At 67.5% G+C, this 23,681-nt stretch carries 24 protein-coding genes and 1 pseudogene; 15 read left to right on the top strand and 10 right to left on the bottom strand.

Translation table 11 applies throughout. The features are described from left to right. Window positions 1-144 precede the first annotated feature (144 nt). Window positions 145-582, top strand: coding sequence for a hypothetical protein (locus tag BME24068_RS09990; protein WP_096505280.1), 438 nt, complete (start codon window positions 145-147; stop codon window positions 580-582). Between the two features lie 137 nt (window positions 583-719). Here the strand turns inward: BME24068_RS09990 and BME24068_RS09985 are convergent, their stop codons facing one another. Next, window positions 720-1,013: a DUF4148 domain-containing protein gene (locus tag BME24068_RS09985; RefSeq protein ID WP_174925966.1), complete on the bottom strand. Its 294-nt coding sequence runs from the start codon at window positions 1,011-1,013 to the stop codon at window positions 720-722. 214 nt (window positions 1,014-1,227) lie between these two features. On the opposite strand from BME24068_RS09985, the gene BME24068_RS09980 reads away from it, so the two are divergent. Beyond that, complete coding sequence (locus tag BME24068_RS09980) at window positions 1,228-1,440, top strand: hypothetical protein (RefSeq protein WP_096505276.1); 213 nt, start codon at window positions 1,228-1,230, stop codon at window positions 1,438-1,440. 249 nt (window positions 1,441-1,689) lie between these two features. Here BME24068_RS09980 and BME24068_RS09975 read toward each other — a convergent pair whose 3' ends face one another. Beyond that, entirely contained in the window at window positions 1,690-2,655 is a 966-nt protein-coding gene (locus BME24068_RS09975) for a D-2-hydroxyacid dehydrogenase (RefSeq protein WP_174925965.1), read from the bottom strand. A gap of 250 nt (window positions 2,656-2,905) precedes the next feature. On the opposite strand from BME24068_RS09975, the gene BME24068_RS09970 reads away from it, so the two are divergent. From BME24068_RS09970 to BME24068_RS09950, 5 genes are all read left to right on the top strand, one after another. Then, window positions 2,906-4,096: a CaiB/BaiF CoA transferase family protein gene (locus tag BME24068_RS09970; protein ID WP_174925964.1), complete on the top strand. Its 1,191-nt coding sequence runs from the start codon at window positions 2,906-2,908 to the stop codon at window positions 4,094-4,096. 20 nt (window positions 4,097-4,116) lie between these two features. After that, entirely contained in the window at window positions 4,117-5,079 is a 963-nt protein-coding gene (locus BME24068_RS09965) for a hydroxymethylglutaryl-CoA lyase (protein ID WP_174925963.1), read from the top strand. Window positions 5,080-5,094: 15 nt separating this feature from the next. After that, the gene (locus BME24068_RS09960) at window positions 5,095-5,478 is read left to right on the top strand and encodes a VOC family protein (RefSeq protein WP_034207330.1); all 384 of its coding nucleotides are present in this window, start codon (window positions 5,095-5,097) and stop codon (window positions 5,476-5,478) included. A 237-nt stretch (window positions 5,479-5,715) separates the two neighbouring features. Continuing rightward, window positions 5,716-6,543, top strand: a complete 828-nt coding sequence (locus BME24068_RS09955; protein ID WP_174925962.1) for an alpha/beta hydrolase — start codon at window positions 5,716-5,718, stop codon at window positions 6,541-6,543. 100 nt (window positions 6,544-6,643) lie between these two features. Further along, window positions 6,644-7,537, top strand: a complete 894-nt coding sequence (locus tag BME24068_RS09950; RefSeq protein WP_174925961.1) for a LysR family transcriptional regulator — start codon at window positions 6,644-6,646, stop codon at window positions 7,535-7,537. 70 nt (window positions 7,538-7,607) lie between these two features. Here the strand turns inward: BME24068_RS09950 and BME24068_RS09945 are convergent, their stop codons facing one another. Next, window positions 7,608-9,065, bottom strand: a complete 1,458-nt coding sequence (locus BME24068_RS09945; protein WP_174925960.1) for an MFS transporter — start codon at window positions 9,063-9,065, stop codon at window positions 7,608-7,610. Window positions 9,066-9,557: 492 nt separating this feature from the next. Beyond that, the gene (locus tag BME24068_RS09940; RefSeq protein WP_239008032.1) at window positions 9,558-10,685 is read right to left on the bottom strand and encodes an SGNH/GDSL hydrolase family protein; all 1,128 of its coding nucleotides are present in this window, start codon (window positions 10,683-10,685) and stop codon (window positions 9,558-9,560) included. Between the two features lie 157 nt (window positions 10,686-10,842). On the opposite strand from BME24068_RS09940, the gene BME24068_RS09935 reads away from it, so the two are divergent. From BME24068_RS09935 to BME24068_RS09910, 6 genes are all read left to right on the top strand, one after another. Further along, window positions 10,843-11,769: a LysR family transcriptional regulator gene (locus tag BME24068_RS09935; protein WP_096505262.1), complete on the top strand. Its 927-nt coding sequence runs from the start codon at window positions 10,843-10,845 to the stop codon at window positions 11,767-11,769. A 116-nt stretch (window positions 11,770-11,885) separates the two neighbouring features. Further along, window positions 11,886-13,091, top strand: a complete 1,206-nt coding sequence (locus BME24068_RS09930; protein ID WP_239008033.1) for a YbfB/YjiJ family MFS transporter — start codon at window positions 11,886-11,888, stop codon at window positions 13,089-13,091. Next, window positions 13,088-14,353: an MFS transporter gene (locus tag BME24068_RS09925; RefSeq protein ID WP_174926077.1), complete on the top strand. Its 1,266-nt coding sequence runs from the start codon at window positions 13,088-13,090 to the stop codon at window positions 14,351-14,353. Before BME24068_RS09930 ends, BME24068_RS09925 begins: the two co-directional genes overlap by 4 nt. Before the next feature lie 271 nt (window positions 14,354-14,624). Further along, window positions 14,625-15,725 carry an NAD(P)H-dependent flavin oxidoreductase gene (locus tag BME24068_RS09920; RefSeq protein ID WP_174925957.1) on the top strand — a complete coding sequence of 367 codons (1,101 nt, stop codon included), beginning with the start codon at window positions 14,625-14,627 and terminating at the stop codon, window positions 15,723-15,725. 141 nt (window positions 15,726-15,866) lie between these two features. Continuing rightward, window positions 15,867-16,238 carry a GFA family protein gene (locus tag BME24068_RS09915; RefSeq protein ID WP_174925956.1) on the top strand — a complete coding sequence of 124 codons (372 nt, stop codon included), beginning with the start codon at window positions 15,867-15,869 and terminating at the stop codon, window positions 16,236-16,238. A 242-nt stretch (window positions 16,239-16,480) separates the two neighbouring features. Then, window positions 16,481-16,936 (top strand): MarR family winged helix-turn-helix transcriptional regulator, encoded by a 456-nt coding sequence (locus BME24068_RS09910; RefSeq protein WP_174925955.1) that lies wholly within the window; start codon window positions 16,481-16,483, stop codon window positions 16,934-16,936. 120 nt (window positions 16,937-17,056) lie between these two features. On the opposite strand, the gene BME24068_RS09905 is transcribed toward BME24068_RS09910, so the two are convergent. The 4 genes from BME24068_RS09905 to BME24068_RS09890 all read right to left on the bottom strand — a co-directional run bounded on the left by BME24068_RS09905 (window position 17,057) and on the right by BME24068_RS09890 (window position 19,160). Next, on the bottom strand, window positions 17,057-17,800 hold the full coding sequence (locus tag BME24068_RS09905) for a GNAT family N-acetyltransferase (protein WP_174925954.1): 744 nt from the start codon (window positions 17,798-17,800) through the stop codon (window positions 17,057-17,059). A 141-nt stretch (window positions 17,801-17,941) separates the two neighbouring features. Further along, window positions 17,942-18,271, bottom strand: a complete 330-nt coding sequence (locus tag BME24068_RS09900; RefSeq protein ID WP_096505248.1) for a DUF4148 domain-containing protein — start codon at window positions 18,269-18,271, stop codon at window positions 17,942-17,944. A 73-nt stretch (window positions 18,272-18,344) separates the two neighbouring features. Beyond that, on the bottom strand, window positions 18,345-18,677 hold the full coding sequence (locus BME24068_RS09895; protein ID WP_174925953.1) for a DUF4148 domain-containing protein: 333 nt from the start codon (window positions 18,675-18,677) through the stop codon (window positions 18,345-18,347). A 63-nt stretch (window positions 18,678-18,740) separates the two neighbouring features. Continuing rightward, window positions 18,741-19,160 (bottom strand): organic hydroperoxide resistance protein, encoded by a 420-nt coding sequence (locus BME24068_RS09890; RefSeq protein WP_174925952.1) that lies wholly within the window; start codon window positions 19,158-19,160, stop codon window positions 18,741-18,743. Window positions 19,161-19,561: 401 nt separating this feature from the next. Between BME24068_RS09890 and BME24068_RS09885 the strand changes: the two genes are divergently transcribed. Further along, window positions 19,562-20,881 (top strand): MFS transporter, encoded by a 1,320-nt coding sequence (locus BME24068_RS09885; RefSeq protein WP_174925951.1) that lies wholly within the window; start codon window positions 19,562-19,564, stop codon window positions 20,879-20,881. A gap of 63 nt (window positions 20,882-20,944) precedes the next feature. Here BME24068_RS09885 and BME24068_RS09880 read toward each other — a convergent pair whose 3' ends face one another. Further along, window positions 20,945-21,832: a LysR family transcriptional regulator gene (locus BME24068_RS09880; protein WP_174925950.1), complete on the bottom strand. Its 888-nt coding sequence runs from the start codon at window positions 21,830-21,832 to the stop codon at window positions 20,945-20,947. 103 nt (window positions 21,833-21,935) lie between these two features. On the opposite strand from BME24068_RS09880, the gene BME24068_RS09875 reads away from it, so the two are divergent. Continuing rightward, the gene (locus BME24068_RS09875) at window positions 21,936-23,153 is read left to right on the top strand and encodes an alpha-hydroxy acid oxidase (protein ID WP_174925949.1); all 1,218 of its coding nucleotides are present in this window, start codon (window positions 21,936-21,938) and stop codon (window positions 23,151-23,153) included. Between the two features lie 367 nt (window positions 23,154-23,520). Here BME24068_RS09875 and BME24068_RS09870 read toward each other — a convergent pair. Next, window positions 23,521-23,681 (bottom strand): annotated as a pseudogene (locus tag BME24068_RS09870) (ISNCY family transposase); the annotation flags it as partial.

Below are 23,681 nucleotides of genomic sequence, written 5' to 3'. Positions count from 1 at the left end.
CCCGCACGCATCCGTGCAATTGGTTACAAATGGATACCGCGAACGACACGCGGACGTTGCAGACTACGCGGCGTACCGGCCACGCGCTGCGTTCATCGCGCAGCGCCGCATGCCGCCCGACGTTCACCCGATGCACGGATATCCATGAAGTTCCAAACGCTGCTCACGCTCGGCTGTGCCGCCTCGCTGCTTGCCGCCTGCAACCTGCTCCACGACGGTCCCGGATCGAGCGACGTCGACGCCGCGGTGCGCCGCGCGCTCGAGGCGGAAAACCACGGCGGCCTGAACGCGCTGTTCGGCCAGCCGCTGCCCGTGTCGGCCGACGTGATCTCGGCGAAACCCGACGGCGACTGCAAGAAGGCCGGCGAGCGCACCTACACGTGCGACGTCGTGGTCACGTGGCGCAATACCGATTACTCGCCGTCGCGCGCGAACCTCACGTTCGTGCAGGCCGCCGACGGTTCGTGGCAGACGTCGGGCGTCGATGCGGCCATCGCGACGGGCGCCGCCAAGTCGATGATCGACCGGATCGGCAAGGCATGGCCCGGCAATGCGGCCAGCGCCGCGTCGGCGCCGCAGTAATGCCCCGGGCGGCCGTTCTGACGATTGCGGTGTGCGATGCAGCCGATGCGCGCCGCACCGTCGCGCGCCGTTCGTCGAAGGCCTGCCCCCGATAACGGATGCCTCCGCCGGTCGCGACGAGCGCACCGGTGCACAGCTCAGCGCCCGCGACCCGCTATGCCGGCAGCGGGTGCGCCCGGCGCCGGGCGGCCCGCCGCGCTCGCCGCGCCGGCATCCGCGCCGATCCCCGACGCTTGTTCGAGACGCGCTTCGGCGGCGCGGATGTCGTCCGGATACTGGCCCTTCAGCGGCTTGTAGCCCGCCTGCTCGAGCTGGCGCAACTGCGCGACGACTTCGGCTCGCGTGACGGGTGCGGCAAGCGATTGCGCGAACGACACGGCAGGGGCCGCCAGCGCCGCGGCGAGAACGAGCATGGAAAGCTTGGTTTTCATCTTCAGGATCTCCGAAAAACGGGGTACCCGGCACGGCACACGCGCCGCAACGGTGAGTCCATCTTGTTCGACCCACGCTTAAGTCCGGATTAACCTGAAAAAGGGCGCGAACATCAGTCCGCTATCGGCAGAACCTATTTTCGATATGCGGATCGACATATAGGGAAAACCCTTAATTCGAGATATAATCACCGGGTAGAAGAAAGGTCGAACCATGCCCGAACGTTTCCAATCCCTTGAAAAATTTGTGTTTTCCCTGATCGTGATGTCCGCGGTCGTCTGCTCCGCATTCCTCGCGTACGAGCGTCATCCCGAGATCAAGATCGCCCTGCACGAAGGCGAAGCGCTGATGCGCGAAAGCGCCAAGTACTCGGCCATCTGCTCGCCGTCGAAGGTCGATCCTTGCGTCGAGATGTCCGCGTACTGATACGCGCATCGAAATCCATTTCAGACGCGTCCGGCCGCTTTGGCGGCCGGCGTTCGTTCACGTAGCGCGCTCGGGGAATCCGTACCCGGCCGCAAGACGGCGCGGATGTACACGCACTGATCAACGCGTCGGGTCGTCGGCACCCGTAGCCCCTGAATCCAGCCGGCCCCGCTTCGAGCAATCGAGCGGGGCCGTTCTGTTTGCGCGGTCGAAATGCGCGACCGAAGCGATCGCCGCTTCCCGGACGCATCACACGACGTTACGCGGCTCGCCCGCCGCAAAGGCGGCGACGTTGTCGACGAGCTGGTCGGCCAGCGCCTGCATCGCCTCGTCGCTCGCCCATCCGACATGCGGCGTCAGGATGAAGGCCGGATGCGACAGGATCGCGTGAAACGGATGCGCGGCCGGCAGCGGCTCCTGCGTGAGCACGTCGAACCCGGCCCCCGAGATCTGCCCCGACTGCAGCGCGTCGACCAGCGCGCTTTCATCCACGAGTCCGCCGCGCGCGGTATTGATCAGCAACGGGCGGCGCGCCATCCGTTCGAAGGCGCGTGCGTCGATCAGGTTGCGCGTGGCCGGCGTGAGCGGACAGTGCAGCGTGATCGCGTCGCTGTCGCGCAGCAGCGCGTCGAGCGGCACGTGATCGTCTCCCCGCGCATCGCCGTGCGCGGCGAACAGCACGCGCATGTCGAGCGCGCGGGCGATGCCGGCCACCGCGCGGCCGAGCACGCCGTCGCCGACGATCCCGAGCGTCGAGCCGGCCAGGTCGCGAATCGGGTGATCGAAGAAGCAGAACTGTCCGCTGTCGAGCCAGCGTCCCGCCCGCACCGCGTCGCGATACGCGACGAGGCTGCGCCGCAGCGCGAAGATCAGCGCGAACGTGTGCTCGGGCACGGTGCGCACCGCATACCCGCGAATGTTGCTGACGACGATGCCGCGCGCCGCGCATGCGTCGAGATCGACGATGTCGGTGCCGGTGGCCGCGATCGCGATCATCTTCAGGTTCGGTGCATCGGCGAGTGCCGCCGCGTCGAGCCGGACCTTGTTGGTGACGACGATGTCCGCGTCGCCGATGCGTTCGGCCACCTCGTTCGCGGCCGTCCGCTCGAACGTATGGAGCGCGTGCGGAAACGGCAACGGCTTCAGCACGGTCTGCGGCGACAGCGTCGCGCGGTCGAGAAACACGATCTTCGCGGGAGAAGCGCTGGAAAACATGGCGGGCCTCGCTGACGGGCGCCCGGCGGGCGCGCAACGGCAACGATTCTGCCAACGGCGCGCGCGGCGCGGCTTGATCGTTGCGCGAGCGCGCTTTCCCGGATGGAAAGGCCGGTGCAGCGGATGCCACATTTTCCTGCCCGCCAGCCTTTCCGTCCGGGAAAGGCTGGTTGAGCATCGATCGATTTTCGCAGCGCGCGAACGCCGTCATGATCGCCTCATCGACAACACGATTTCATCGGAGACAGTCATGACGAGACCCCTGGACGGCATCCGCGTGCTGGAACTCGGCCAACTGATCGCCGGGCCGTTCGCGGGCCGGATGCTCGCGGAATTCGGCGCGGACGTGATCAAGGTCGAGCCGCCCGGCGTCGGCGACCCGCTGCGCAAATGGCGGCTGCTGCACGAAGGCACGTCGGTCTGGTGGGCCGCGCAGTCGCGCAACAAGCGCTCGCTCGCGCTCGACCTGCGCACCGCCGAAGGGCAGGACGTCGTGCGCCGCCTCGTCGCCGAAACCGACGTGCTGATCGAGAACTTCCGGCCCGGCACGCTCGAAGGCTGGGGACTCGGCTGGGACACGCTGTCCGCCATCAATCCGGGGCTCGTGATGCTGCGCGTGTCCGGCTTCGGGCAAACCGGCCCGTACCGCGACCGGCCCGGCTTCGGCGTGATCGCCGAAGCGATGGGCGGCCTGCGGCACCTGACCGGCGAGCCCGGCCGCACGCCGGTGCGTGTGGGCGTGTCGCTCGGCGATTCGCTGTCGGCACTGCACGGCGTGATCGGCGTGCTGCTCGCGCTGCGGCATCGCGAACAGCAGGGCGGCAAGGGGCAGGTCGTCGACGTCGCGCTGTACGAGTCGGTCTTCAACATGATGGAAAGCCTGTTGCCCGAATACTCGGCGTTCGGCGCGGTGCGCGAGGCGGCCGGCAGCAGCCTGCCCGGCATCGCGCCGACCAACGCGTACCGGTGCCGCGACGGCAAGTACGCGCTGATCGCCGGCAACGGCGACAGCATCTTCCGGCGCCTGATGGAACTGATCGTGCGCCCCGATCTCGGCAACGATCCGGCGCTCGCGCACAACGACGGCCGCGTCGCGCAGGTCGCGCGCATCGATGCGGCGATCGGCGAATGGAGCGCGCAGCACGATCTCGACGACGTGCTGGCCGCGCTGAACGAAGCGCGCATTCCGTCCGGGCGCATCTACGACGTCGCCGACATCGCGGCCGACCCGCATTACCGCGCCCGCGACATGATCGTCGACGCCGCGTTGCCCGACGGCACGCCGGTACTCGTGCCGGGCATCGTGCCGAAACTGGGCGCGACGCCGGGACACATCGAGCGTGCGGCGCCCGCGCTCGGCGCGCATACCGATGCCGTACTCGAATCGATCGGCATCGATGCCGCGACGCGCGACGACTGGCGCACGCGCGGCGTGATCTGAACGGACCCTGGAGCGACGACATGAGCACACAACCCAAACGACTCTACATCCACGAAGTCGCGACACGCGACGGTTTCCAGAACGAAGCGGCCTTCGTCGACACCGACGACAAGATCGCGCTCGTCGATGCGCTGAGCGCGTGCGGCTACGCGAAGATCGAGGTCACGTCGTTCACGTCGGCGAAGGCGATTCCCGCGCTGCGCGACGCCGAGGCCGTGATGCACGGCATCGCGCGCGCGCCGGGCGTCGTCTATACGGTGCTCGTGCCGAACGTGCGCGGCGCGGAACGCGCGCTGTCGTGCGGCGTCGACGAAGTGAACCTCGTGATGTCGATGAGCGAGAGCCACAACCGCGCGAACCTGCGGATGACCCGAGAGCAGTCGTTCGCGCAGCTGCGCGACGTGATCGACGCGGTGCGCGGCACGGGCGTCGCGATCAACGTGTCGCTGTCGACCGCGATGGGCTGCCCGATGGAGGGCGACGTGCGCGCCGAAACCGTGCTCGCGTGGATGCAGCGGTTCGCGGATCTCGGCGTGCACGGCTTCACGCTGTGCGACACGACCGGCATGGCGTTTCCGTCGCAGGTTCGCGATCTCGGCCAACGCGCACGCGAGCGCTTCGGCGCGTTGCAGCTCACGCTGCACTTTCACAACACGCGCGGGATGGCGCTCGCCAACACGCTCGCCGCGCTCGACGCGGGCATCGACCGCTTCGACGCGTCGCTCGGCGGGCTCGGCGGATGCCCGTACGCGCCGGGCGCGACCGGCAACGCGTGCACCGAAGAGCTCGTGCACATGCTCGCGCTCGACGGCTACGATACCGGCATCGACCTCGCGGCCGTGCTTGCCGCGGCCGCGCGGCTGCCCGCGCTGATCGGGCACGACGTGCCGAGCCAGATCCTGAAGGCGGGGCGGCGCGCGGACCTTCACCCGGCGCCGCGCGCCGAAGCCGGCGACATGCCGGCGCAGCGGGCTTTCTCATGAACAGGAGCGAATCACATGGCGCTGATTGACCACCTCGACCACCTCGTGCTGACCTGCGTCGATCCGGAACGGACGAAGCACTTCTACACCGAGGTGCTGCAGATGCAGCTCGAAACCTTCGGCGCGGGGCGGCTCGCGTTCCGTTTCGGCAACCAGAAGATCAATCTGCACGTGCGCGGCGCGGAGTTCGAGCCGAAGGCGCACGTGCCGGTGCCGGGCGCGCTCGACCTGTGCTTCATCGCGTCGGTGCCGCTCGATGACGTGATCGCGCATCTGCGGCGCGTCGACTGGCCGATCGTCGAAGGGCCGGTCGAGCGCACCGGCGCGACGCAGAAAATCCGCTCGGTGTACGTGCGCGATCCGGACCTGAACCTGATCGAGATCTCGGAGCCGATCTGACGGAGCAGGGCGACGCAGCGCTTCACCGCGCCTGTCCACGCGGCCATGCACTGCGCACTATGCGGCGCCGCAGTCCGTCGCCGAAAGCGGACAGGCGCGCACCCCGCTCGCCGATTCCGGATAGCCGGGCCCGCCCGCGCTGCGGATAATGGAACGACGGCGCCGGCCCGTCCGCCGCCCTCGCGGCGGGCGCCGCGCGGGGCCCGCGCATCCGCAATCCGACCAGGTGCTTCCCGAATGACGATCCTCTATCGCGGCATGGACCGCGCGGCACTCGACGCCGCCTACCTGAACACGAAGGCCATTCCCGATTTCCCGGCGGTGCTCGCGTCCTGCCAGGCACGCAGCGCGGCGCTGTACGACGCGACGCCCGGCAGCCGCGACCTGCGTTACGGCCCGCGCCCCGCGCAGCGCTTCGACTGGCTGCGCTGCGGCCGGCCCGACGCGCCGCTGTTCGTGTTCATTCACGGCGGCTACTGGCAACACTGCGCGAAAGAGGATTTCGCGTACGCCGCGGCCGGTCCGCTCGCACGCGGCTTCGACGTCGTGCTCGCCGAATACACGCTCGCGCCGGCCGCATCGATGACCGGCATCGTCGCCGAGATCGGCGCGTTGCTCGATCATCTCGCGGCCGATCCGGACGGCATCGGCACCGCCGGCAGGCCGCTCCACCTGAGCGGACACTCGGCGGGCGGCCACCTGACGGCCGTGCATCGCGCGCATCCGGCCGTCGTGTCGGCGCTCGCGATCAGCCCGCTCGTCGATCTCGAACCGATCTCGCTGTGCGTGCTCGGCGACAAGCTGACACTCACCGCGCACGAGATCGCCGCGTACAGCCCGCTGCACCACGTCGGGCCCGGTGCGCCGACCGTCGTCGCGGTCGGCGCGGCCGAGCTGCCCGAGCTCGTGCGGCAAGCGCACGAATACGCCGACGCATGCGAAGCAGCCGGCGAACACGTTGCGCGCGCATGGTTGCCCGGCATGCGGCATTTCTCGGTGCTCGACGATCTCGCGAAACCGGACGGCGCGATGCTCGCGGCATGGCAGGCGCTGACGTCGCGCTGACCGGGCCGTTTCGCGGCCGCCCGGCCGCGCGTATGATCGGCATCAGGCCGCTCCGGCACTGGCCGCGCGCGCCGCACGGCTTTCCCCCAGGACCCACGACATGGTGAACCCGCTTCATTTCGATCTGCAGTCCCTGCGCGTGTTCGCGCTCGTCGCCGAGCACGGCAGCCTGACCAAAGCGGCCGAACATGGGCAGCTCACGCTGTCCGCGGTCAGCAAGCGCATTGCGGAACTCGAGAGCGTGACGGGCAGTGCGCTGTTCGTCCGGCATGCGCGCGGCGTCGAGCTGACGCCCGCGGGCCGCGCGCTGCTCGACCATGCGGCGAAGGTGATCGAGCAGGTCAACCGGATGGCGCACGAGATGAGCGACTACGTCGCCGGCGTGCGCGGCCACATCCACGTGTGGACCAACACGTCGGCCATCGTCCAGTTCCTGCCGGCCGATCTCGCCGCGTTCCTCACCGGCAACCCGGGTATCAAGGTCAGTCTCGAAGAGCGGCTGAGCCACGAGATCGTCGACGCGCTCGCGTCCGGCAAGGCCGATCTCGGCGTGTTCGCCGACAACGTGCCGGCGCCGGGCATCGAACGCCGGCTGTACCGGCGCGACGAACTCGTGCTGCTCGTGCCGCGCGGGCATCGCTTCGCGGCACACGACAGCATCCGCTTCGCGGATACGCTCGATGAAGACTACGTCGGCCTGAGCGACGGCAGTTCGCTGCTCACGCGGATGACCGACGCCGCGTTCGCGGCCGAGCGCTCGCTGAAGCTGCGCATCCAGGTATCGAATTTCGACGGCGTGAGCCGGATGATCGAGGCTGGGCTCGGCATCGGCGTGCTGCCGCGCGATGCGGTGACGCATGAGCGCGCAGCGCGGCTTGGGGTCGTGAAGCTCGACGATGCGTGGGCGACACGCACGCTGTGGGTCGGCGTGAAGGCCGGCACCGTGCTGACCACCGACATCGCGAAGCTGTTCGATTTCATGTCGGCGCGCTGAGCGCGCCGCAAACGCGACGCGCGGGGCATGCATCGGCACGCCCCGCGCGGTTGTCGCATTCCAGCGGGCATTACACCGGGTTGATGTCGTCCTGGCTGCGCCGCGTGGTCAGCGGCCCGAACACGCGCAGCGTGACGGCAACGATGCCGAGCGCGACCGAGATCACGCCGAACATCGCGCCCGCGCCGTAATCGGCGAGCACCGGCAGCAGCATGAACGGCAGCGCGCCGCTGACGATGCGCGACAGCGCATACGTGCTGCCGATCGCCGTCGAGCGCACGCGCGCCGGGAAGATCTCGGCCTGGTACACGTGATACGCGTTGCTGAACACGTTCGACGCGCAGGTCGTCAGGAAACCGAAGCAGACGATCAGCGCCGTATTGCCCGAATACGCGAAGCCCAGCCCGAATGCGGCGATCGCCAGGATCGACACGATCACGAGCGTGCGGCGCTCGATCCAGTTCAGCAGCGGAATCGACAGCAGCGAACCGATCGGATAACCGATGAACGACAGTGCGATGAACAGCGTGCTGTCCGTCACGTCGAAGCCGCGGCTCTTGACGACCGTGCCCGCGAGCGTGCCGAACCCGTAATAGCCGAAGCCCTGGAACAGATGGAACACCGCGAGCATCAGGTAGCGCTTGCCGTACGGCTGACGGCGCAGCAGCGCAATGCGCTCGCCGATGCGCAGCGGCCGCTGCGGTTCGGCCGATTCGGCGAACTGCTCGGGTGCGCGTACGCCGGCGCTTTGCGCGAAGCGCCGCGCCGCGGCATGCGCTTCCGCCGTGCGACCTTGCGCGAGCAGCCAGCGCGGGCTTTCCGGCAACCGGTGCTGGATCAGCAGCACGTACACGGCGCCGAGGCTGCCGATCGCGAGGATGATGCGCCAGCCGGCCACGCCCGCGATATGCAGCGGATTGAGCCACAGCGCGAGGAAGCCGACCAGCGGCACCGCGACGTAGGAAGTCGTATAGGCCCACGCGGCGAGTCGCCCGCGTTTTTCTTTCGGCAGGATTTCCGACAGGAAGCTGTCGGCGACCGGATAGATCGCGCCGACGCCGATGCCCGTCAGGAACCGGCATGCGACCAGCATGTCGGCATTCACCGAGAATGCGCCGACCAGCGAGAACGCGCTGTACCAGACGAGCGTCATCAGGAACGCCTTGCGGCGGCCAATGCGGTCGGCGAGGCTGCCCAGGCAGACCGCGCCGACGAACATCCCGATGAACGCGGACGCGAGCAGCAGCTTGAAATCGGCGCTTTGCCGGCTCAGTCCGTATTCGTGCTGCAACGCGGTGCCGATCGTGCTGACGAGGAAGATCTCGTACATGTCGAAGAACAGCCCGATGCCGATCACCCACACGACGAACCGGTGCAAGGCGCCGACCGGCAAGTCGTCCATGAATTCGCCGAGCGTGACGCTGCGGGCGGGAAGGGGCGCCGCATCGGCGCCGGCCCGGGCCGCGGACGGTCTTGCGGACGCGGGTCCGCCCGCATTGCCGCCGAGGTCGAGGGATTGGCTGTTCATCGTGTCTCCTGATTATCGATATGCCGTGGCGCAGCGCCCGGCCGTTCGCGGCCGGCATCACGGGCCCGGTCGCGCGACGCGACGGCGGGGCGCGCGCGGCCCGTCAAAGGCCGGATGCGCGGGCGGCGCCGATCGTCCGAAACATGGTCGGCGAATTCGCGCGGCGCGATAATTGCGGATGCCTCAAGCATCCTTTCCTGCGCAGAAAGGCTGCGAAACGCCCGCCGGGCGGGCGTCGGATGCGGGCCCGGCCAGCGGGCGAGCGCCGGGGCAGGGAAAACCATGGGGCGTTGAAGCCGAACGGCTGCGGCGAGTCATGACTGCGCGCGGCGCCATTGCACATCCGCGCACGGTTGAATGCACCGGCGCGGCGCACCTCGCGCATTCGTCAGCTCGTCAGCTCGTCAGCTCGTCAGCTCGTCAGCTCGTCAGCTCGTCAGCTCGTCAGCTCGTCAGCTCGTCAGCTCAACGACTGGCGTGCGCCGTCCGGGTTCACGGCAATGCGCACGGATCGGCGTGTTCGGCCGCCGCATTTGCGTCCGCCTGCTCATGCCGCACCGTATCCGACGCGACGGCCTGCAGGCTTGCCGCCATGTCCGGCGCGATGCCGAGCTGCGCGGCCGCCTGCTCGCGCGCCCCGAACGTGCGGACGTCGACGCCGCTGATCTGCTGGAACAGCACGAGCGCGCTCAGATACGCGCCGAGCACGCCCGGATGCAGATAGTCGGGCCGCGAGATCGGCGGGTCGTTCTGCGCGCGGATGCCGTACCACAGCAGCGGCGCGCCGGACGGCGCATACGGATCGGCGGCGACGACCCCCGTCGCCCACGCACGCTGCCACGCGCGCCCGACCGGTGCGACGGCGACGATCGACGGGTCGGTCCGGCGCGCGCCTTCGTACGCATCGCGATACGCGGCGACGAGCTCGGCGAGACGCTCGACGTAGCGCGCGTGAAAACCGTCGCTGTCCGGCGCACCGGCGAGCGCTTTCGCGAGATCGGCGCGCGGCCAGGTTTCGTACAGATAGACGCGTGCCTGCGGTGCGGCCGCCCGAATGCCGCGCGCCAGCTTCGCGACGCTGGCGCAGAAGCCGGCCGGATCGCTGGCGCGGCTGTGCGTGAGCGCGAACGGCAGCGGCTTCGCGCTCAGTTCCTGCAGCACGACCGCATCCCAGACGGGGCGATCGATCACGTCCGATGCGACGCGGTCGTGTTTCGCGAGGCTCGTCGCCGACATCGCCTCGAGATGGACGTCATAGTCGAGCCCGGCTTCGAGCGCGAAACGCGCGACGATGCCCGGAATGCCGCCCCACGGGCCCGGTTCGCGTTCCGCGCGCACGCCGGTTTGCCCGTCGTTTTCGTCGACGACCGACGCGTCGCCATCGGCCGCCTGGCTGCCGGTACGCATCGCGCCGTACGAACGCACGGGCGTGTAGCGGCCGTGCGTGAGGCTGTCGCCGACGAACAGGATGTGTTGTGTCGTGCGGCCGTCAGGCGACGACGGCCCGGCAGGCGAGTCCGGGGTCGAACCGGCAAATTCGGGCACGGCGAACAGCAACGCCGCGACGCACGCCAGCGCGCGACGCGTGACGGTGAAAAAGGCCGAGGGCACGGCAGGCATTTCGCGCATCGCGGCAATTCCGGAAGAAAGCGTGGATAAAGAGTATTTCATGAAGCGGCCCGACGGAGCCGGTCGGGAGATACGGCGCGCGTACGGTAGACTGCGCGCTGGCCTTCCCGCCGCCGAACACCCCCACATCTGCGCTCACTCATACGCCATGGACCGAATCGATGCGATGAAGGTATTCGTCGCCACGCTGGACGAGGGCAGTCTCGCGGGCGCGAGCCGCCGACTCGGCCGCTCGCCGGCGGCAGTCAGCCGTGCGATTGCCTTTCTCGAAGCGCATACCGGCACTGCGTTGCTGTATCGCACCACGCGCACGATCCGCCTGAGCGAAGCCGGTGAGCGCTATGCGGCGGCATGCCGCCGCATTCTCGGGGATCTCGAGGAAGCCGACATGCTGATTGCCGACGAGCACTCGGCACCGCGCGGGCTCTTGACGGTCACCGCGCCGGTCGCCGCGGGCGAAGGCGTGCTGCGTGCGCTTCTCGACGAATTCATCGATCGCCATCCTGCCGTGTCGATTCGGCTGCAACTGCTCGACCGCCCCGTCAGCCTGATCGACGAGGGGATCGACGTCGCGCTGCGCATCGCGCACCTGACCGATTCGACGCTCGTCGCGATTCCGGTCGGCGCGGTACGACGGGTCGTCGTTGCCGCGCCCGACTATCTGGCATCGCATCCGCCGATCGCCGTTCCCGCCGATCTCGCGCAACAGCGGATCATCTCGATGACGCATTTCGGGCTCGATTCGTGGAGCTTCCCGCCATCGGGACGGTCGGCGCTTCCGCAGGTCGTCCAGTTCACGCCGCGCTTCATCGTCAACACGATCCGCGGCGCCGTCGCGTCGGCGCTCGCCGGCCACGGCGTCACGCGGCTCTTCTCGTATCACGTCGCCGAGCAGGTCCGGGACGGCGCGTTACGGATCGTGCTGCGCGACAGCGAGCACGCGCCGCTGCCGATCCATCTGGTCACGCCATACGGACGGCTGACGGTCCCGAAGGTACGGACGTTCGTCGATTTCGCCACACCCCGGCTGCGCGAACATTTCGCGCAACTAGCCGCCATGACCGACGGAGATTGAACCGAAATTCGGAAGAATGGCTTCCGCATTTCATGGATTCACCCGATCTTCGGTTCAATCTAGACTCCCTTCAACCGACGGGCGTACGGACGCCCGTCCCGTGAATGGAGGTCCACTTGCAAAAAGCGCATCTCGACCGGCCGCATGCGCCGGCGTTCAACGTGTGGCGCGGCACGGTGTCCGGCGCCAGCGCGAGCCTGATCGGCATCGGCCTGGCACGGTTTGCGTACACGCCGCTGCTACCGGCGATCATCGGCGCGCACTGGTTTCCCGAGTCGAGCGCCGCATATCTCGGCGCAGCCAACCTCGGCGGCTATCTGGCCGGGGCACTCGTTGCCGGCACACTGGCGCGCCGCGCCGGCTCGACGTCCGTGCTGCGCGCGATGATGCTGCTCGCGACGCTCGCATTCGTCGCGTGCGCGGCGCCCGTGTCGTTCCTGTGGTTCTTCGTCTGGCGTTTCGCGTCCGGCCTGTCGGGCGGCGCACTGATGGTGCTCGCCGCGCCGGCGATCCTCACGCACGTGCCGCCGGCACGGCGCGGGTTCGCGAGCGGCGGCATCTTCACCGGAATCGGTCTCGGTATCGCGGCATCGGGCACGATCGTACCGATCCTGCTGCGGCAGGGCCTCACCGAGACGTGGCTCGGGCTCGCGATCGTGTCGCTGCTGCTGACCGCCGCCACATGGCACGGCTGGCCCGCGAACGATGTGCCCCCCACGGCGGCCGTCCCGTCGCATGCCGCGCACGGACGCGACGTGCCGACCGGCAGCCTGCGCGCGCTGTACGTCGAATACGGGCTAAACGCGGTGGGACTCGTTCCGCACATGATCTTTCTCGTCGACTATGTCGCGCGCGGGCTCGGCAGAGGCGTCGACGCGGGCGCGCAGTACTGGGTGCTGTACGGTCTCGGCGCGACCGTCGGGCCGCTCGCGTGCGGGCACCTGGCCGATCGCGCCGGCTTCGGCCGCGCGCTGCGTATCGCGTTCGCGATCGAGGCCGTCGCCGTCGTGCTGCCGGGGCTCGGCATGGGCCCGGCTGCGCTGATCGTGTCGAGCGTGCTGGTCGGTGCGTTCACGCCGGGTATCGTGCCGCTCGCGCTTGGACGCGTGAACGAACTGCTTGCACATCATCCGTCGGTCGCGAAGAGCGCATGGCGCAGCGCGACGACCAGCTTCGCGATCATGCAGGCGGTGGCCGCCTACGGCCTGTCGTTCCTGTTCGCATCGGGCGGTGGCCATTACGAAACCCTGTTTACCGTCGGCGCCGTCGCGCTGGCGCTGGCATTCGCGGTCGACCTGGTCGCCACGGCGAGGACGCGATGAGCACGACCGCCCAGGCCCCGGCCGCGGCACGCCCCGAGCGGCCCACGACTAGCTATACCGAACGCCATGAGCGCTATTGGCGGCGCAATCTGGCCGTGTGCGTGTTCGGTTCGTTCACGACGCTCGTGAGCCTGAGCATGTTGCTGCCGTTCCTCCCGCTGTACGTGCGGCAACTCGGTGTCGACACGCAGTCGGACGTGATCCGGTGGTCGGGCGTCGCGTTCAGCGCCACCTTTCTTGGCACTGCGGTCACGGCGCCGTTATGGGGCCGTCTCGCGGACCGTTTTGGCCGCAAACCGATGCTCGTGCGCGCGGCGATCGGGATGGCCGTCGTGATGTCGCTGATCGGCGTCGCGCATACCGTCCATCAACTCGTCGCGCTGCGGCTCATCGCCGGGCTCGTCGGCGGCTATGCATCGGCATCGACCGTGATGGTCGGCACCCAGGCGCCGCGCGAGCGCGCGGGCTGGGCGCTCGGCATCCTGTCGACAGGCGCGCTCGCGGGCAACCTCGTCGGCCCGCTCGTCGGCGGATTGCTGCCGGGCTGGCTCGGCATTCGCGGCACATTCTTCGCGGGAGGCGCCATGATCGCTGTCGCCGCGCTGCTGACGATCGTCATCGTGAAAGAGGACTTTCGCCCGGAAATCGACGCGAAGACGCGCACTCGAACGAATACGCCAGGCGCGCCGCGGCGTACGGATTCCGCGGCGCTCGCGGCACTGCTCGTGACGGCGATGATGGTGTTGCTCGCAAACATGTCGATCGAGCCCATCATCACGGTCTATATCGGCGGGCTCGGCGTCGGCACCGATCATCTCGCGCGCGTTGCGGGCGTCGTGATGGCATGTTCGGCGCTCGGCAGCATGCTGACCGCCGCCAGGCTCGGCGCGCTCGCCGATCGGATCGGCAGTTGGAACGTGATCGTCTGCTGCCTGCTGCTGACCGCGCTTGCGATGGTGCCGCAGGCGTTCGTCACACAGTGGTGGCAGCTCGCCGCGCTGCGCGGGCTGATGGGAATGACGCTCGCGGGGCTGCTGCCGTCGATCGGCAAGCTGGTCCGGCAATCCGTCGACGAGCACGCGACGGGGCAGATGCTCGGCTATCTACAATCCGCGCAGTTCAGCGGACAGGTAATCGGACCGGTAATCGGCGGCCAGATCGGCGTCGCGCTCGGCCTGCACTCGGTGTTCTTCGTGACGGCCGCGCTGCTCGCGATCTGCGCGACGTTTGTTTACCGCGTGCGCGGCCGCGTTGCCCGATAACGGGCCGGCGGGCTGGGTAGTGGCGTAGCATGGACGCAGTTGCGGGGCGCCTCGGTTGCAGCGCCGCGACAAACCGACGGTATATCACGCCTTGGCCGCACGTTTGGACTAGCATCATCGCACGGCTGCCCTGACACGCTCGAAACCGCTTTTCGCATCACCGGCCCTGCGCGAAACCGCTGAAATGCGCAGTATGCCGACCCCGACCCGGCAGCTTCGTCCGCATGCGGCGGGGCATTCCAATTCCGGACATTGCAGGAGACAACCGACGATGAATCCCCCGACCGACAACCGGACCCTGTTGCGCGCGCTCGGCATCCGCGTCCCGATCATCCAGGCGCCGATGGCCGGCGTCAGCACGCCGGCGCTGGCGGCGGCCGTGTCGAACGCGGGCGGCCTCGGCTCGCTGGGCGTCGGTGCGACGAACGCCGACGGTGCGCGCAAGATGATCCGCGACACGCGCGCGCTCACCGGCCGGCCGTTCAACGTCAACCTGTTCTGCCACCAGCCGGCCGTCGCCGACGCCGCCGTCGAACGCGCGTGGCTCGAGTGGCTCGCGCCGGCGTTTCGCGAACAGGGCGCGACGCCGCCCGCGTCGCTGTCGGAGATCTACACGAGCTTCGTCGCGGACGACGCGATGCTCGCGATGCTGCTCGATGAAAAACCCGCCGTCGTCAGCTTCCATTTCGGGTTGCCGTCCGACGAGGCGATCGCCACGTTGAAGCGCGCGGGCATCACGCTGTTCGCGGCCGCGACGAATCTCGACGAAGCCCGGCAGATTGCCGCGGCCGGCATCGATGCGATCGTCGCGCAGGGCATCGAGGCCGGCGGGCACCGCGGCGTGTTCGACTCGACGGCTCGCGACGACCGGCTCGGCACGTTCGCGCTGACACGCCTGATCGTGCGCGAATGCGCGCTGCCGGTGATCGCGGCAGGCGGCATCATGGACGGCGACGGCGTGGCCGCCGCGCTCGCGCTCGGCGCGCAGGCCGCGCAGCTCGGCACGGCCTTCGTCGCCTGCCCGGAGACGTCGATCGACGACGGCTATCGTCGCGCGATCCTCGGCGAGGCCGCATGGCGCACGACGTTCACGAGCGCGATTTCCGGCCGCATCGCGCGCGGCATCGCGAACCGGCTGACCGCGCTCGGTGACGATCCGCATGCACCCGCCACGCCGGCCTATCCGATCGCCTACGACGCGGGCAAGGCGCTGCATGCGGCCGCGAAGGCGAAAGGCGAGTTCGGCTACGGCGCGCAATGGGCCGGGCAGGCCGCGCCGCTCGTCCGGTCGCTGCCGGCCGCGGAACTGTTCGCGACGCTCGAGCGCGAAACGCGCGCGGCCATCGCGCGGCTGCAGCACGCGCTGGACTGATTTCCCGATATACGCGGCCACACGCATCCGGCGCCGCAAAATTGCAACGCGCTGTATCTGCGCGCCGTGCGGATACAGCGCGATACAACGCATCGACACGCATCCGCTATAACGCAGGCATGACCTCTCGAGGAGCGCATCATGTCTGCCACGTGGTTCAACGGGTCCTGCCATTGCGGGACCGTCCGATTCGAAGTCCTTACCGCGCTTGCGCCGGCGGCTCGCTGCAACTGCAGCCTCTGCCGCCGCCGCGGTGCGCTGATGAGCCCGATGTTCCCCGCGCGCGACCTGAAAATCGTCGCAGGCGAGGGCGCGCTCACGCTCTACCGCTTCAACACGCGCACCGCCCGTCACTATTTCTGCAGCCGCTGCGGCGTCTATCCGTTCCACCAGACGCGCAAGGACCCCGGCTGCTGGCGCGTCAATCTCGGCTGCCTCGACGGTGTCGATCCGTATGCGCTCGACGCGTCGGTCGCCGACGGCGCGAGTCTTTCCATCGTGGAGGACGCATGAAGCGCTGGCTGATGATCCTGCTGTTTGCCGCGGGCGGCCTTGCGACCGAAATCGCGCATCCGGTGCAGTGCTCGCTGCTGTCGGTGAGCCGGCAGCGGAGCGGCGCGCGCCGCTGACCCCGAACGGGCGTCCAGGGCTCACACATCCTCTTGATCGGAAACGATAATCATGCTTCCGATAAGATCGCACGCGATATATAATGCGTTCATCTGCGACCGATCGCGCGTCGATGGAGGACGTTCATGAAACCGACCGAAGCACAATCGCCTGCCACGCCGAAGCTGTCCGAGTTTCTGTGTTTTGCGATCTATTCGACGAACCTTGCGTTCGGCAAGGCGTACAAACCGATCCTCGAAGAGCTCGGCCTCACGTACACGCAATACATCACCCTCATTGCGTTGTGGGAAGCGGGCAATCAGACGGTCGGGCAACTCGGCGAAAAGCTGTTCCTCGAATCGAACACGCTGACGCCGATCCTGAAGAAGCTCGAGGCAATGGGCTATCTGGAGCGGCATCGCGATCCGTCGGACGAGCGCCAGGTGCTCGTGAGCCTGACGAAAAGCGGCCGCCGCGTGCGCGAGAAAGGGCTCGAGATGAACCTGATCGAAGCGACCGGCCTGAAACCCGACGAATTCGCGAAGATGCAGAAGGCGATCGTCACGCTGCGCGGCAATCTGATCGACTCGGTCAACGAGTAAGCGGCCAGGCGACTCGACGCCGATTCGATATCCGGCCGGCGAAACGGCTTTCGCCGGTCATTGCCGTCTCCGCGATTTTCCGCGCCGGTCAGGCCGTCAGCGGCCGACGTGCCACATCGGTTACGGCCGCTTCTCCGGCTCGCTCACCGCGGTTGCCGCGCTTCCGAGCACCAGCAAATGCATGTCGCGGCGCGTGACGAAGCCGAGCGCCAGATAGCGCTCGATCGCGACGCGATTCGACGCGAGCACGTGCAGAAACGGCGTTTCCCCGCGTGCGCGACAGGTTGCGATCAACGATCGAATCAGTCCCGCCGCGAGCCCCTGGCCGCGGAACGCGGGGTCCACGCACACGGCGCTGATCTCCACATGCCCGCCGGCCCTCAGCCGCTGACCGCTCATCGCCACGAGCCTGCCCGCCCTGCGAACACCGATATAGCCGCCGAATTCGATCGTGCGCGGGCCGAACGGGCCCGGCTCCGTCATCGCGATCAGTTCGAGCATCTCCGGCACGTCGGCTTCGGTCAGCGGGACATGCTCGAAAGGATGCGCGTCATCGAGCGTTCCCTGCCAGACCATCTGATGCAGCACCGCGCGCCAGACCACGGAAAAGCCGGCCGGCGTCGGGATTTCGTCCGGCGTGACGAGCGCCGCAGGCCCGTGTTCGTCGATCAAGCCACGCAATGCGTCGAAGGCGGCCGCGCTGCGCTCGGCCATGCCGGCAAACGGCGCGACCGTCGGGGGAAACCGCAACGCGCGATCGTCACCCAGCGCGAAACGGCGCTGCTCGCCGGCGAGTGCGTTCCATACCGCGTTGTCGAGCGGGTGCTGCGTGTCTGCCGCAGGTCCTGTCGTTGCTTCCAGCATCGCCGGTTCCTCGAGTAAAGGCTGTCCGTCGCACAGCATAGACGGGATCGTCCGCGCCGGCAGCACACCGACAAAAAGCGCACGCGATTACATCGCATGCGCTTTATTTGATGGACGATGCCGACGATTTCGGCGTGACGCTCAATGTCCGAAGTAGATCGAGCGCTCGGCCGTGCGGATCGTGACGTGACTGCCGGATTGCGTTGCGCTGTCGGCGTTGCGGCCGTAGCCGGATGCCTGCGTGCCGGCCACCGTCGCATCGGTGTCGCGAATCCGCTTCAGCGCTGCCTGCAGGTTGTCCGGATAGTTCGGATCGTTCGGGCGGTTCGGCAGATAGCCGGCCTTCTGGAGCGCGGCCAGCTCCGCATGCACCTGCGCACGCGTCACGGTGCTTTCGTTTGCGAATGCCGGCGCGGTCACGCTGGCCGATACGGCGACGAGCAGGGCTGCAATCAGTCGGGTCTTCATCATTCACCTCATACAGAAAAAAGGATTCCGGGGCTGCGTGCGGTACGCCGGCAACCGGCGCCGCTCGCGGTTTCGTTCAATGACCGAAGTAGATCGAGCGCTCGGCAACGCGTGTCGGCGCACGGCTGCCCGATTGCGTGACGGCGGCAGTGTCGCTGCCGTAGCCGGACGTCGCCGTATCGGCCGTCACGGCGTCGTTTGCATGGACATGGATACGGGCCAGCGCGGCCTGCAGGTCGTTCGGATAGTGCGGATCGTTCGCACGGCCCGGCGCATAACCGGCCGCCTCGAGCTGCACGAGTTCGGCGCGCACTTGTGCACGCGTCACGCCGGATTCATTGGCAAAGGCCGGCGCAGCCACGGCAGCGGACACGGCGACGAGCAGGGCAGCGATCAGTTGGGTTTTCATCATTTACCTCGACAAGAAAATGGAAGGACAGGTGCGAGGGCGGCGCTCCGCCCGATGATGCGTTCAGGCGATGCGGATCTCGACGTCGATGTTGCCGCGCGTCGCCTTCGAATACGGGCAGGTCTGATGCGCGGTATCGACGATGTGCTGCACGACGTCACGGTCGAGCCCCGGCGCGCTCACGTTCAGGCGCGCCTGCAGGAAGTACGCGTTGCCGCCCGTGCCGAGGTCCACTTCGGCATCGACCGCGAGATCGGCCGGCAGCGTCACCTTCGCCGCGCGCGCCGCAAGCTGCATCGCGCCGATGAAGCAGGCCGACCAGCCGGCGGCGAACAGTTGTTCCGGGTTGGTGCCGGTGCCCGCGCTGCCCGGCGACGACAACTGAATGTCGAGGCGGCCGTCGGAACTGCGTGCGGCGCCGTCGCGGCCGCCGGAAGTCGTATGCGTCTTGCCCGTGTACAGCACTTTTTCGATCTTGCTCATCGTTCACTCCGTCAGGTTCGAAGGTTTGCCTCAGATGCGATTTGATCGCATGCGATTCAGTTTGGTCGATGCGCCTCCGCACGTCAAGCGCATTCGATTAAATCGCATGCGATATTTTGTATTTCAACGTATCTGAAACGCACAGCGCCTTTTCCGACAAGGCTTTTCGACGATCGAACCCTGATAATAGGGAATCGCGGAAAGATGACCGGTTCCGGGCAAGCGGTGGAGAAGGGCGATTCACTCACTTGGCCTTTCCATAAAGCGAACAAACTCATTGTCATTATTTCGCTTTCTACAAAGCACCGTCTCTTCTAACCTTGCCGCACCCGATCGCAAGGCGGGGCGCCCACGGCCCGCGCTTGCCCGGACAACGAGCACAATCGAAACGGAGACCTCACGTGTCGCGCGTCAGCCCTGTTGCAACCGCCACGGATTCCCGGCGGACCGGAACCCTCGCGAACCTGCGATCCATCTTCAGCGGATCGGTAGGCAACCTCATCGAGTATTACGACTGGTACGTCTATTCGGCGTTTTCGCTGTACTTCGCGAAGGCATTCTTTCCGAACGGCAACCTGACCGTGCAGTTGCTGAATACGGCGGCCATCTTTGCCGTCGGCTTCATCATGCGTCCGATCGGCGGCTGGCTCGTCGGCATGTACGCGGATCGCAAGGGGCGCAAGGCCGCGCTGCTCGTCTCGGTGCTGGCGATGTGCGCCGGCTCGCTGATCATCGGCCTGACGCCCGGCTACGCGACCATCGGCATCGCCGCGCCCGTGCTGCTGGTCATGGCGCGCCTGCTGCAAGGGTTAAGCCTCGGCGGCGAATACGCCAGTTCGGCAACGTACCTGAGCGAAATGGCCGACCCGTCCAGCCGCGGCTTCTATTCGAGCTTCCTGTTCGCGACCTTGTCGCTCGGCCAGTTGCTCGCGATGGGCGTCCTGGTGGTGCTGCAGCAGTTTTTCCTGACCACCGCGCAACTCGAAAGCTGGGGTTGGCGCATCCCGTTCCTGCTTGGATCGCTGCTCGCCTGCAGCGCGATCTTCCTGCGCAGCAACATGGAGGAAACGGCGTCGTTCGAGCAGCATCGCCGGAGCAAGCGTCGCCACGCATCGATCGCGGACCTGTTTCGCCACAAGCGCGAATGCCTGATCGTGGCCGGCCTGACGCTCGGCGGCACCGTCGCGTTTTATGCGTACACCACGTACATGCAGAAATTCCTCGTCAACAGCGCGGGGATGAGCAAGGCCAACGCATCCATGGTTTCCGTGCTCAGTCTGCTGGCGTTCGTCGTGATGCAGCCGATCTTCGGCAGCCTGTCCGATCGCATCGGCCGCCGCCCGCTGCTCATCGCGTTCGGCGTACTCGGCACGCTCTGCACCGTGCCGATCTTCCAGGCCCTCAGCGGCGTTCAGACGACCGGCGGCGCACTCGCGCTGATCATCGTCGCACTCCTGATCGTCAGCCTGTATTCGTCCGTCAGCGCGGTGGCGAAGGCCGAACTGTTCCCGGTCGGCGTGCGCGCACTGGGCGTGGGATTGCCGTACGCGATCACGGTGTCGCTGTTCGGCGGAACCGCCGAGTACGTCGCGCTGTGGATGAAGAGCATCGGACACGAAGCGTGGTTCTTCTATTACGTGTCGGCCTGCGTGCTCGTCTCGCTGCTGTGCTACCTGTGGATGCCCGATCCCAAGCGCGTGTCGCGAATCGACGAAGCGTGACGATCGCACGCCGCTACCGGGCCGCCCGCGCATAACGCCGGGCGGCCCGGTACCTGTGACCTGTCAGCGGAAATCCGCGTATTGCCGCACCAGCGACAACATCGACGGAATCAGCCCGCGCACGTCGCCGCGACGCCACTGGAACGCATACGGAAGCGGCACCAGCGGCGGCTCGCTCGCCAGCTCCACGAGGTCGCCGCCCAGCCGCGCGCGTGCCCAGTCGACCGGCAGAAAGCCAATGCCGACGCCTTCACGCAACATGCCGGCCACCGCACTCCAGTTGTTGCACGCGATCCTGCGCGCGTGATTGATGCCGCACGCCAGCAGCCAGTCGTCGAGAATGCGCGTCACGCCCGAACCGGACGGCAGCAGCACCAGCGCGTGGCGGGCGATCAGCGCCGGCGTCAGCACGCGCTCGCGGCCGACCAGCGCGTCGGCCGCCATCCACGCGAAGCGCGCTTCCGCGACCGGCTGCGACAGCACGCTGCCGCGCGACGAGCGGCCCGCGATGACCGCGAAGTCCAGTTCGCCCGCATCGACTTTCTCTTCGAGCGCCGCCCCCACGTCGACATACGGCTCCAGCGCCAGCTTCGGATGCTGCTTCTGGACGGCCGCCACGAAACGCGGCAGCCACGTCAACGCCGACAGCTCGCCGACCCCGAAGCGCAGCCGGCCGCTCAATCCTTCGTCCCGTGCCACCGAGTCCTGCAGCGCCGCGACGGATTCCAGCACGCGCACCACGGCCGGCAACAGCGCCTCGCCGTCGTCGGTCAGCACGGCCCGATGGCCGCTCCGGTCGAACAGCGTGCGCTCGACGACCTGTTCCAGTTCGTTGATGCGCTTGGACAACGACGACACCGACAGATGCAGCCGTTGCGCCGCGGTCGAGAAGTTGGCGCACGTCGCAGCCCAGTAGAACGCATCGAGTTGCTTGAGAGTCGGGGTCGCCATTGTCTTTCGCTTTTATCGAACAAATTCATTGGAAGATTATCGCTTTTTATGAACCTCGCGCGGACCTAAAATTCCCGCATCGATTCGACAACAGGCCGCTGAAATGACCCCGTCCGCATCCTCCCTTTCCGCAGCAAGCCGCCCGCAGGCCGATACGCGTCCGCCGCGCGTGCTGCGCAACATGCTGAGTCTTCACGATTTCGAGGCCGCGGCACGCCGCGTGCTGCCGCGCCCGATCTTCGGCTATGTCAGCGGCGCGGCGGAAGACAACCGCACGCGCGACGACAACCGTGCCGTGTTCGACGAGTACGGGTTTGCCACGCGCGTGCTGCGCAACGTGTCGCAACGGCAGCAGGCGGTCGAGCTGTTCGGACGGCGCTATGCGTCGCCGTTCGGCATCGCGCCGATGGGTATCCATGCGCTGTCGGCCTATCGCGGCGATATCGTGCTTGCGCGCGCCGCGCAGCGCGCGGGCATCGCGTCGATCATGAGCGGCTCGTCGCTCATCCCGCTGGAGGAGGTGGCCGCCGCCGCGCCGGGCACGTGGTTCCAGGCGTACCTGCCCGGCGATGCCGAGCGCATCACCGCCTTGCTCGAACGTGTCGCGCGCGCCGGCTACCGGACGCTCGTGATTACGGTCGACATCCCCGTGTCCGCCAATCGCGAGAACAACGTGCGCACCGGTTTCAGCACGCCGCTGCGCCCCGGCCCGCGGTTGTTCTGGGACGGCATCACGCGCCCGCGCTGGCTCGCGGGCACCTTCGCGCGGACGCTTCTCGCGCATGGCATGCCGCATTTCGAAAATTCCTTTGCGACACGCGGTGCACCGATTGTGTCGTCGTCGGTGCTGCGGGATTTCTCCGCGCGCGACCATCTCGATTGGGGGCATCTCGCGCGGATCCGGCAGGCGTGGAAGGGCGAGCTGGTGATCAAGGGCATCCTCAGTGTGGAAGACGCCGTCATCGCGCGCGACGCGGGTGCGGACGGGATCATCCTGTCCAACCATGGCGGCCGCCAGCTGGACGGCGCGGTGTCGCCGATGCGAATCCTGCCCGACGTGGTTCGCGCGCTCGGCGCCGATTATCCGGTGATGATCGACAGCGGCTTTCGGCGCGGATCGGACGTGCTGAAGGCGGTCGCCATGGGCGCACGGATGGTGTTCGTCGGGCGGCCGTTCAATTATGCGGCGGCGGTGGCCGGGGAAGCGGGCGTGCTGCACGCGATCGGCCTGTTGCGCGACGAAGTGGACCGGAACATGGCGATGCTGGGCGTCGATCGATGCAGCCGTGTAACGCAGGACGTGTTGATCCGGAAAGCATGATTCGGAAATTCATGCATCTATCTGGATAACTTTTCTTATCACAATAGATTTGTTTTAGATCGAAACTCTCGTGTGCGAAAACGTGGCTGGGTTCCATTTTCGACGTGCATCGCAGGGTGAAGGGCGATCGGTATCGGGGGAAGGAGATCGGTACATCACGCGCCATTTCGGGCGTTCGGAGAGCAATCCAGACCATGCAAGGCAACGCGATTGTCTGGCTTCGTTGGAGGAGAGAAAAGAGCGTCGTCGGCCGCGCGGGTGTAGCGGCCGATGCGTATCGAGGTCGCGCTTCGGCGATTTCGCGAAGCGCGCGTTTTAGGCGGCGATGAAGGAGGGCGCGTAAGTAGTTGAAGGTCGATTCGGTCTATGTGAAGTGCAGCATCATCAGCCGGCTCGTCGCGTCGTCCACATACACCAGCAGCGTGCAGGCCGGCCCCGTTCCTCGAACCATCGATGATCGCTGCCGTCGATCTGGATCAGTTCGCCGAGGCAAGCCCGGCGCGCTCGCGGCTGATAAACCTTCGGCGG

It is taken from the genome of Burkholderia anthina, assembly GCF_902498995.1.
GTDB classification, from domain to species: domain Bacteria; phylum Pseudomonadota; class Gammaproteobacteria; order Burkholderiales; family Burkholderiaceae; genus Burkholderia; species Burkholderia anthina.
This window is presented reverse-complemented; position numbering and strand designations above follow the sequence as displayed.

What these genes read in the sequence shown, in the direction of transcription:
- BME24068_RS09990 (WP_096505280.1), top strand. Translation starts at nt 145, where the DNA reads ATGAAGTTCCAAACGCTGCTCACGCTCGGCTGTGCCGCCTCGCTGCTT.
- BME24068_RS09985 (WP_174925966.1), bottom strand. Translation starts at nt 1,013, where the DNA reads ATGAAAACCAAGCTTTCCATGCTCGTTCTCGCCGCGGCGCTGGCGGCC.
- BME24068_RS09980 (WP_096505276.1), top strand. Translation starts at nt 1,228, where the DNA reads ATGCCCGAACGTTTCCAATCCCTTGAAAAATTTGTGTTTTCCCTGATC.
- BME24068_RS09975 (WP_174925965.1), bottom strand. Translation starts at nt 2,655, where the DNA reads ATGTTTTCCAGCGCTTCTCCCGCGAAGATCGTGTTTCTCGACCGCGCG.
- BME24068_RS09970 (WP_174925964.1), top strand. Translation starts at nt 2,906, where the DNA reads ATGACGAGACCCCTGGACGGCATCCGCGTGCTGGAACTCGGCCAACTG.
- BME24068_RS09965 (WP_174925963.1), top strand. Translation starts at nt 4,117, where the DNA reads ATGAGCACACAACCCAAACGACTCTACATCCACGAAGTCGCGACACGC.
- BME24068_RS09960 (WP_034207330.1), top strand. Translation starts at nt 5,095, where the DNA reads ATGGCGCTGATTGACCACCTCGACCACCTCGTGCTGACCTGCGTCGAT.
- BME24068_RS09955 (WP_174925962.1), top strand. Translation starts at nt 5,716, where the DNA reads ATGACGATCCTCTATCGCGGCATGGACCGCGCGGCACTCGACGCCGCC.
- BME24068_RS09950 (WP_174925961.1), top strand. Translation starts at nt 6,644, where the DNA reads ATGGTGAACCCGCTTCATTTCGATCTGCAGTCCCTGCGCGTGTTCGCG.
- BME24068_RS09945 (WP_174925960.1), bottom strand. Translation starts at nt 9,065, where the DNA reads ATGAACAGCCAATCCCTCGACCTCGGCGGCAATGCGGGCGGACCCGCG.
- BME24068_RS09940 (WP_239008032.1), bottom strand. Translation starts at nt 10,685, where the DNA reads ATGCCTGCCGTGCCCTCGGCCTTTTTCACCGTCACGCGTCGCGCGCTG.
- BME24068_RS09935 (WP_096505262.1), top strand. Translation starts at nt 10,843, where the DNA reads ATGGACCGAATCGATGCGATGAAGGTATTCGTCGCCACGCTGGACGAG.
- BME24068_RS09925 (WP_174926077.1), top strand. Translation starts at nt 13,088, where the DNA reads ATGAGCACGACCGCCCAGGCCCCGGCCGCGGCACGCCCCGAGCGGCCC.
- BME24068_RS09920 (WP_174925957.1), top strand. Translation starts at nt 14,625, where the DNA reads ATGAATCCCCCGACCGACAACCGGACCCTGTTGCGCGCGCTCGGCATC.
- BME24068_RS09915 (WP_174925956.1), top strand. Translation starts at nt 15,867, where the DNA reads ATGTCTGCCACGTGGTTCAACGGGTCCTGCCATTGCGGGACCGTCCGA.
- BME24068_RS09910 (WP_174925955.1), top strand. Translation starts at nt 16,481, where the DNA reads ATGAAACCGACCGAAGCACAATCGCCTGCCACGCCGAAGCTGTCCGAG.
- BME24068_RS09905 (WP_174925954.1), bottom strand. Translation starts at nt 17,800, where the DNA reads ATGCTGGAAGCAACGACAGGACCTGCGGCAGACACGCAGCACCCGCTC.
- BME24068_RS09900 (WP_096505248.1), bottom strand. Translation starts at nt 18,271, where the DNA reads ATGATGAAGACCCGACTGATTGCAGCCCTGCTCGTCGCCGTATCGGCC.
- BME24068_RS09895 (WP_174925953.1), bottom strand. Translation starts at nt 18,677, where the DNA reads ATGAAAACCCAACTGATCGCTGCCCTGCTCGTCGCCGTGTCCGCTGCC.
- BME24068_RS09890 (WP_174925952.1), bottom strand. Translation starts at nt 19,160, where the DNA reads ATGAGCAAGATCGAAAAAGTGCTGTACACGGGCAAGACGCATACGACT.
- BME24068_RS09880 (WP_174925950.1), bottom strand. Translation starts at nt 21,832, where the DNA reads ATGGCGACCCCGACTCTCAAGCAACTCGATGCGTTCTACTGGGCTGCG.
- BME24068_RS09875 (WP_174925949.1), top strand. Translation starts at nt 21,936, where the DNA reads ATGACCCCGTCCGCATCCTCCCTTTCCGCAGCAAGCCGCCCGCAGGCC.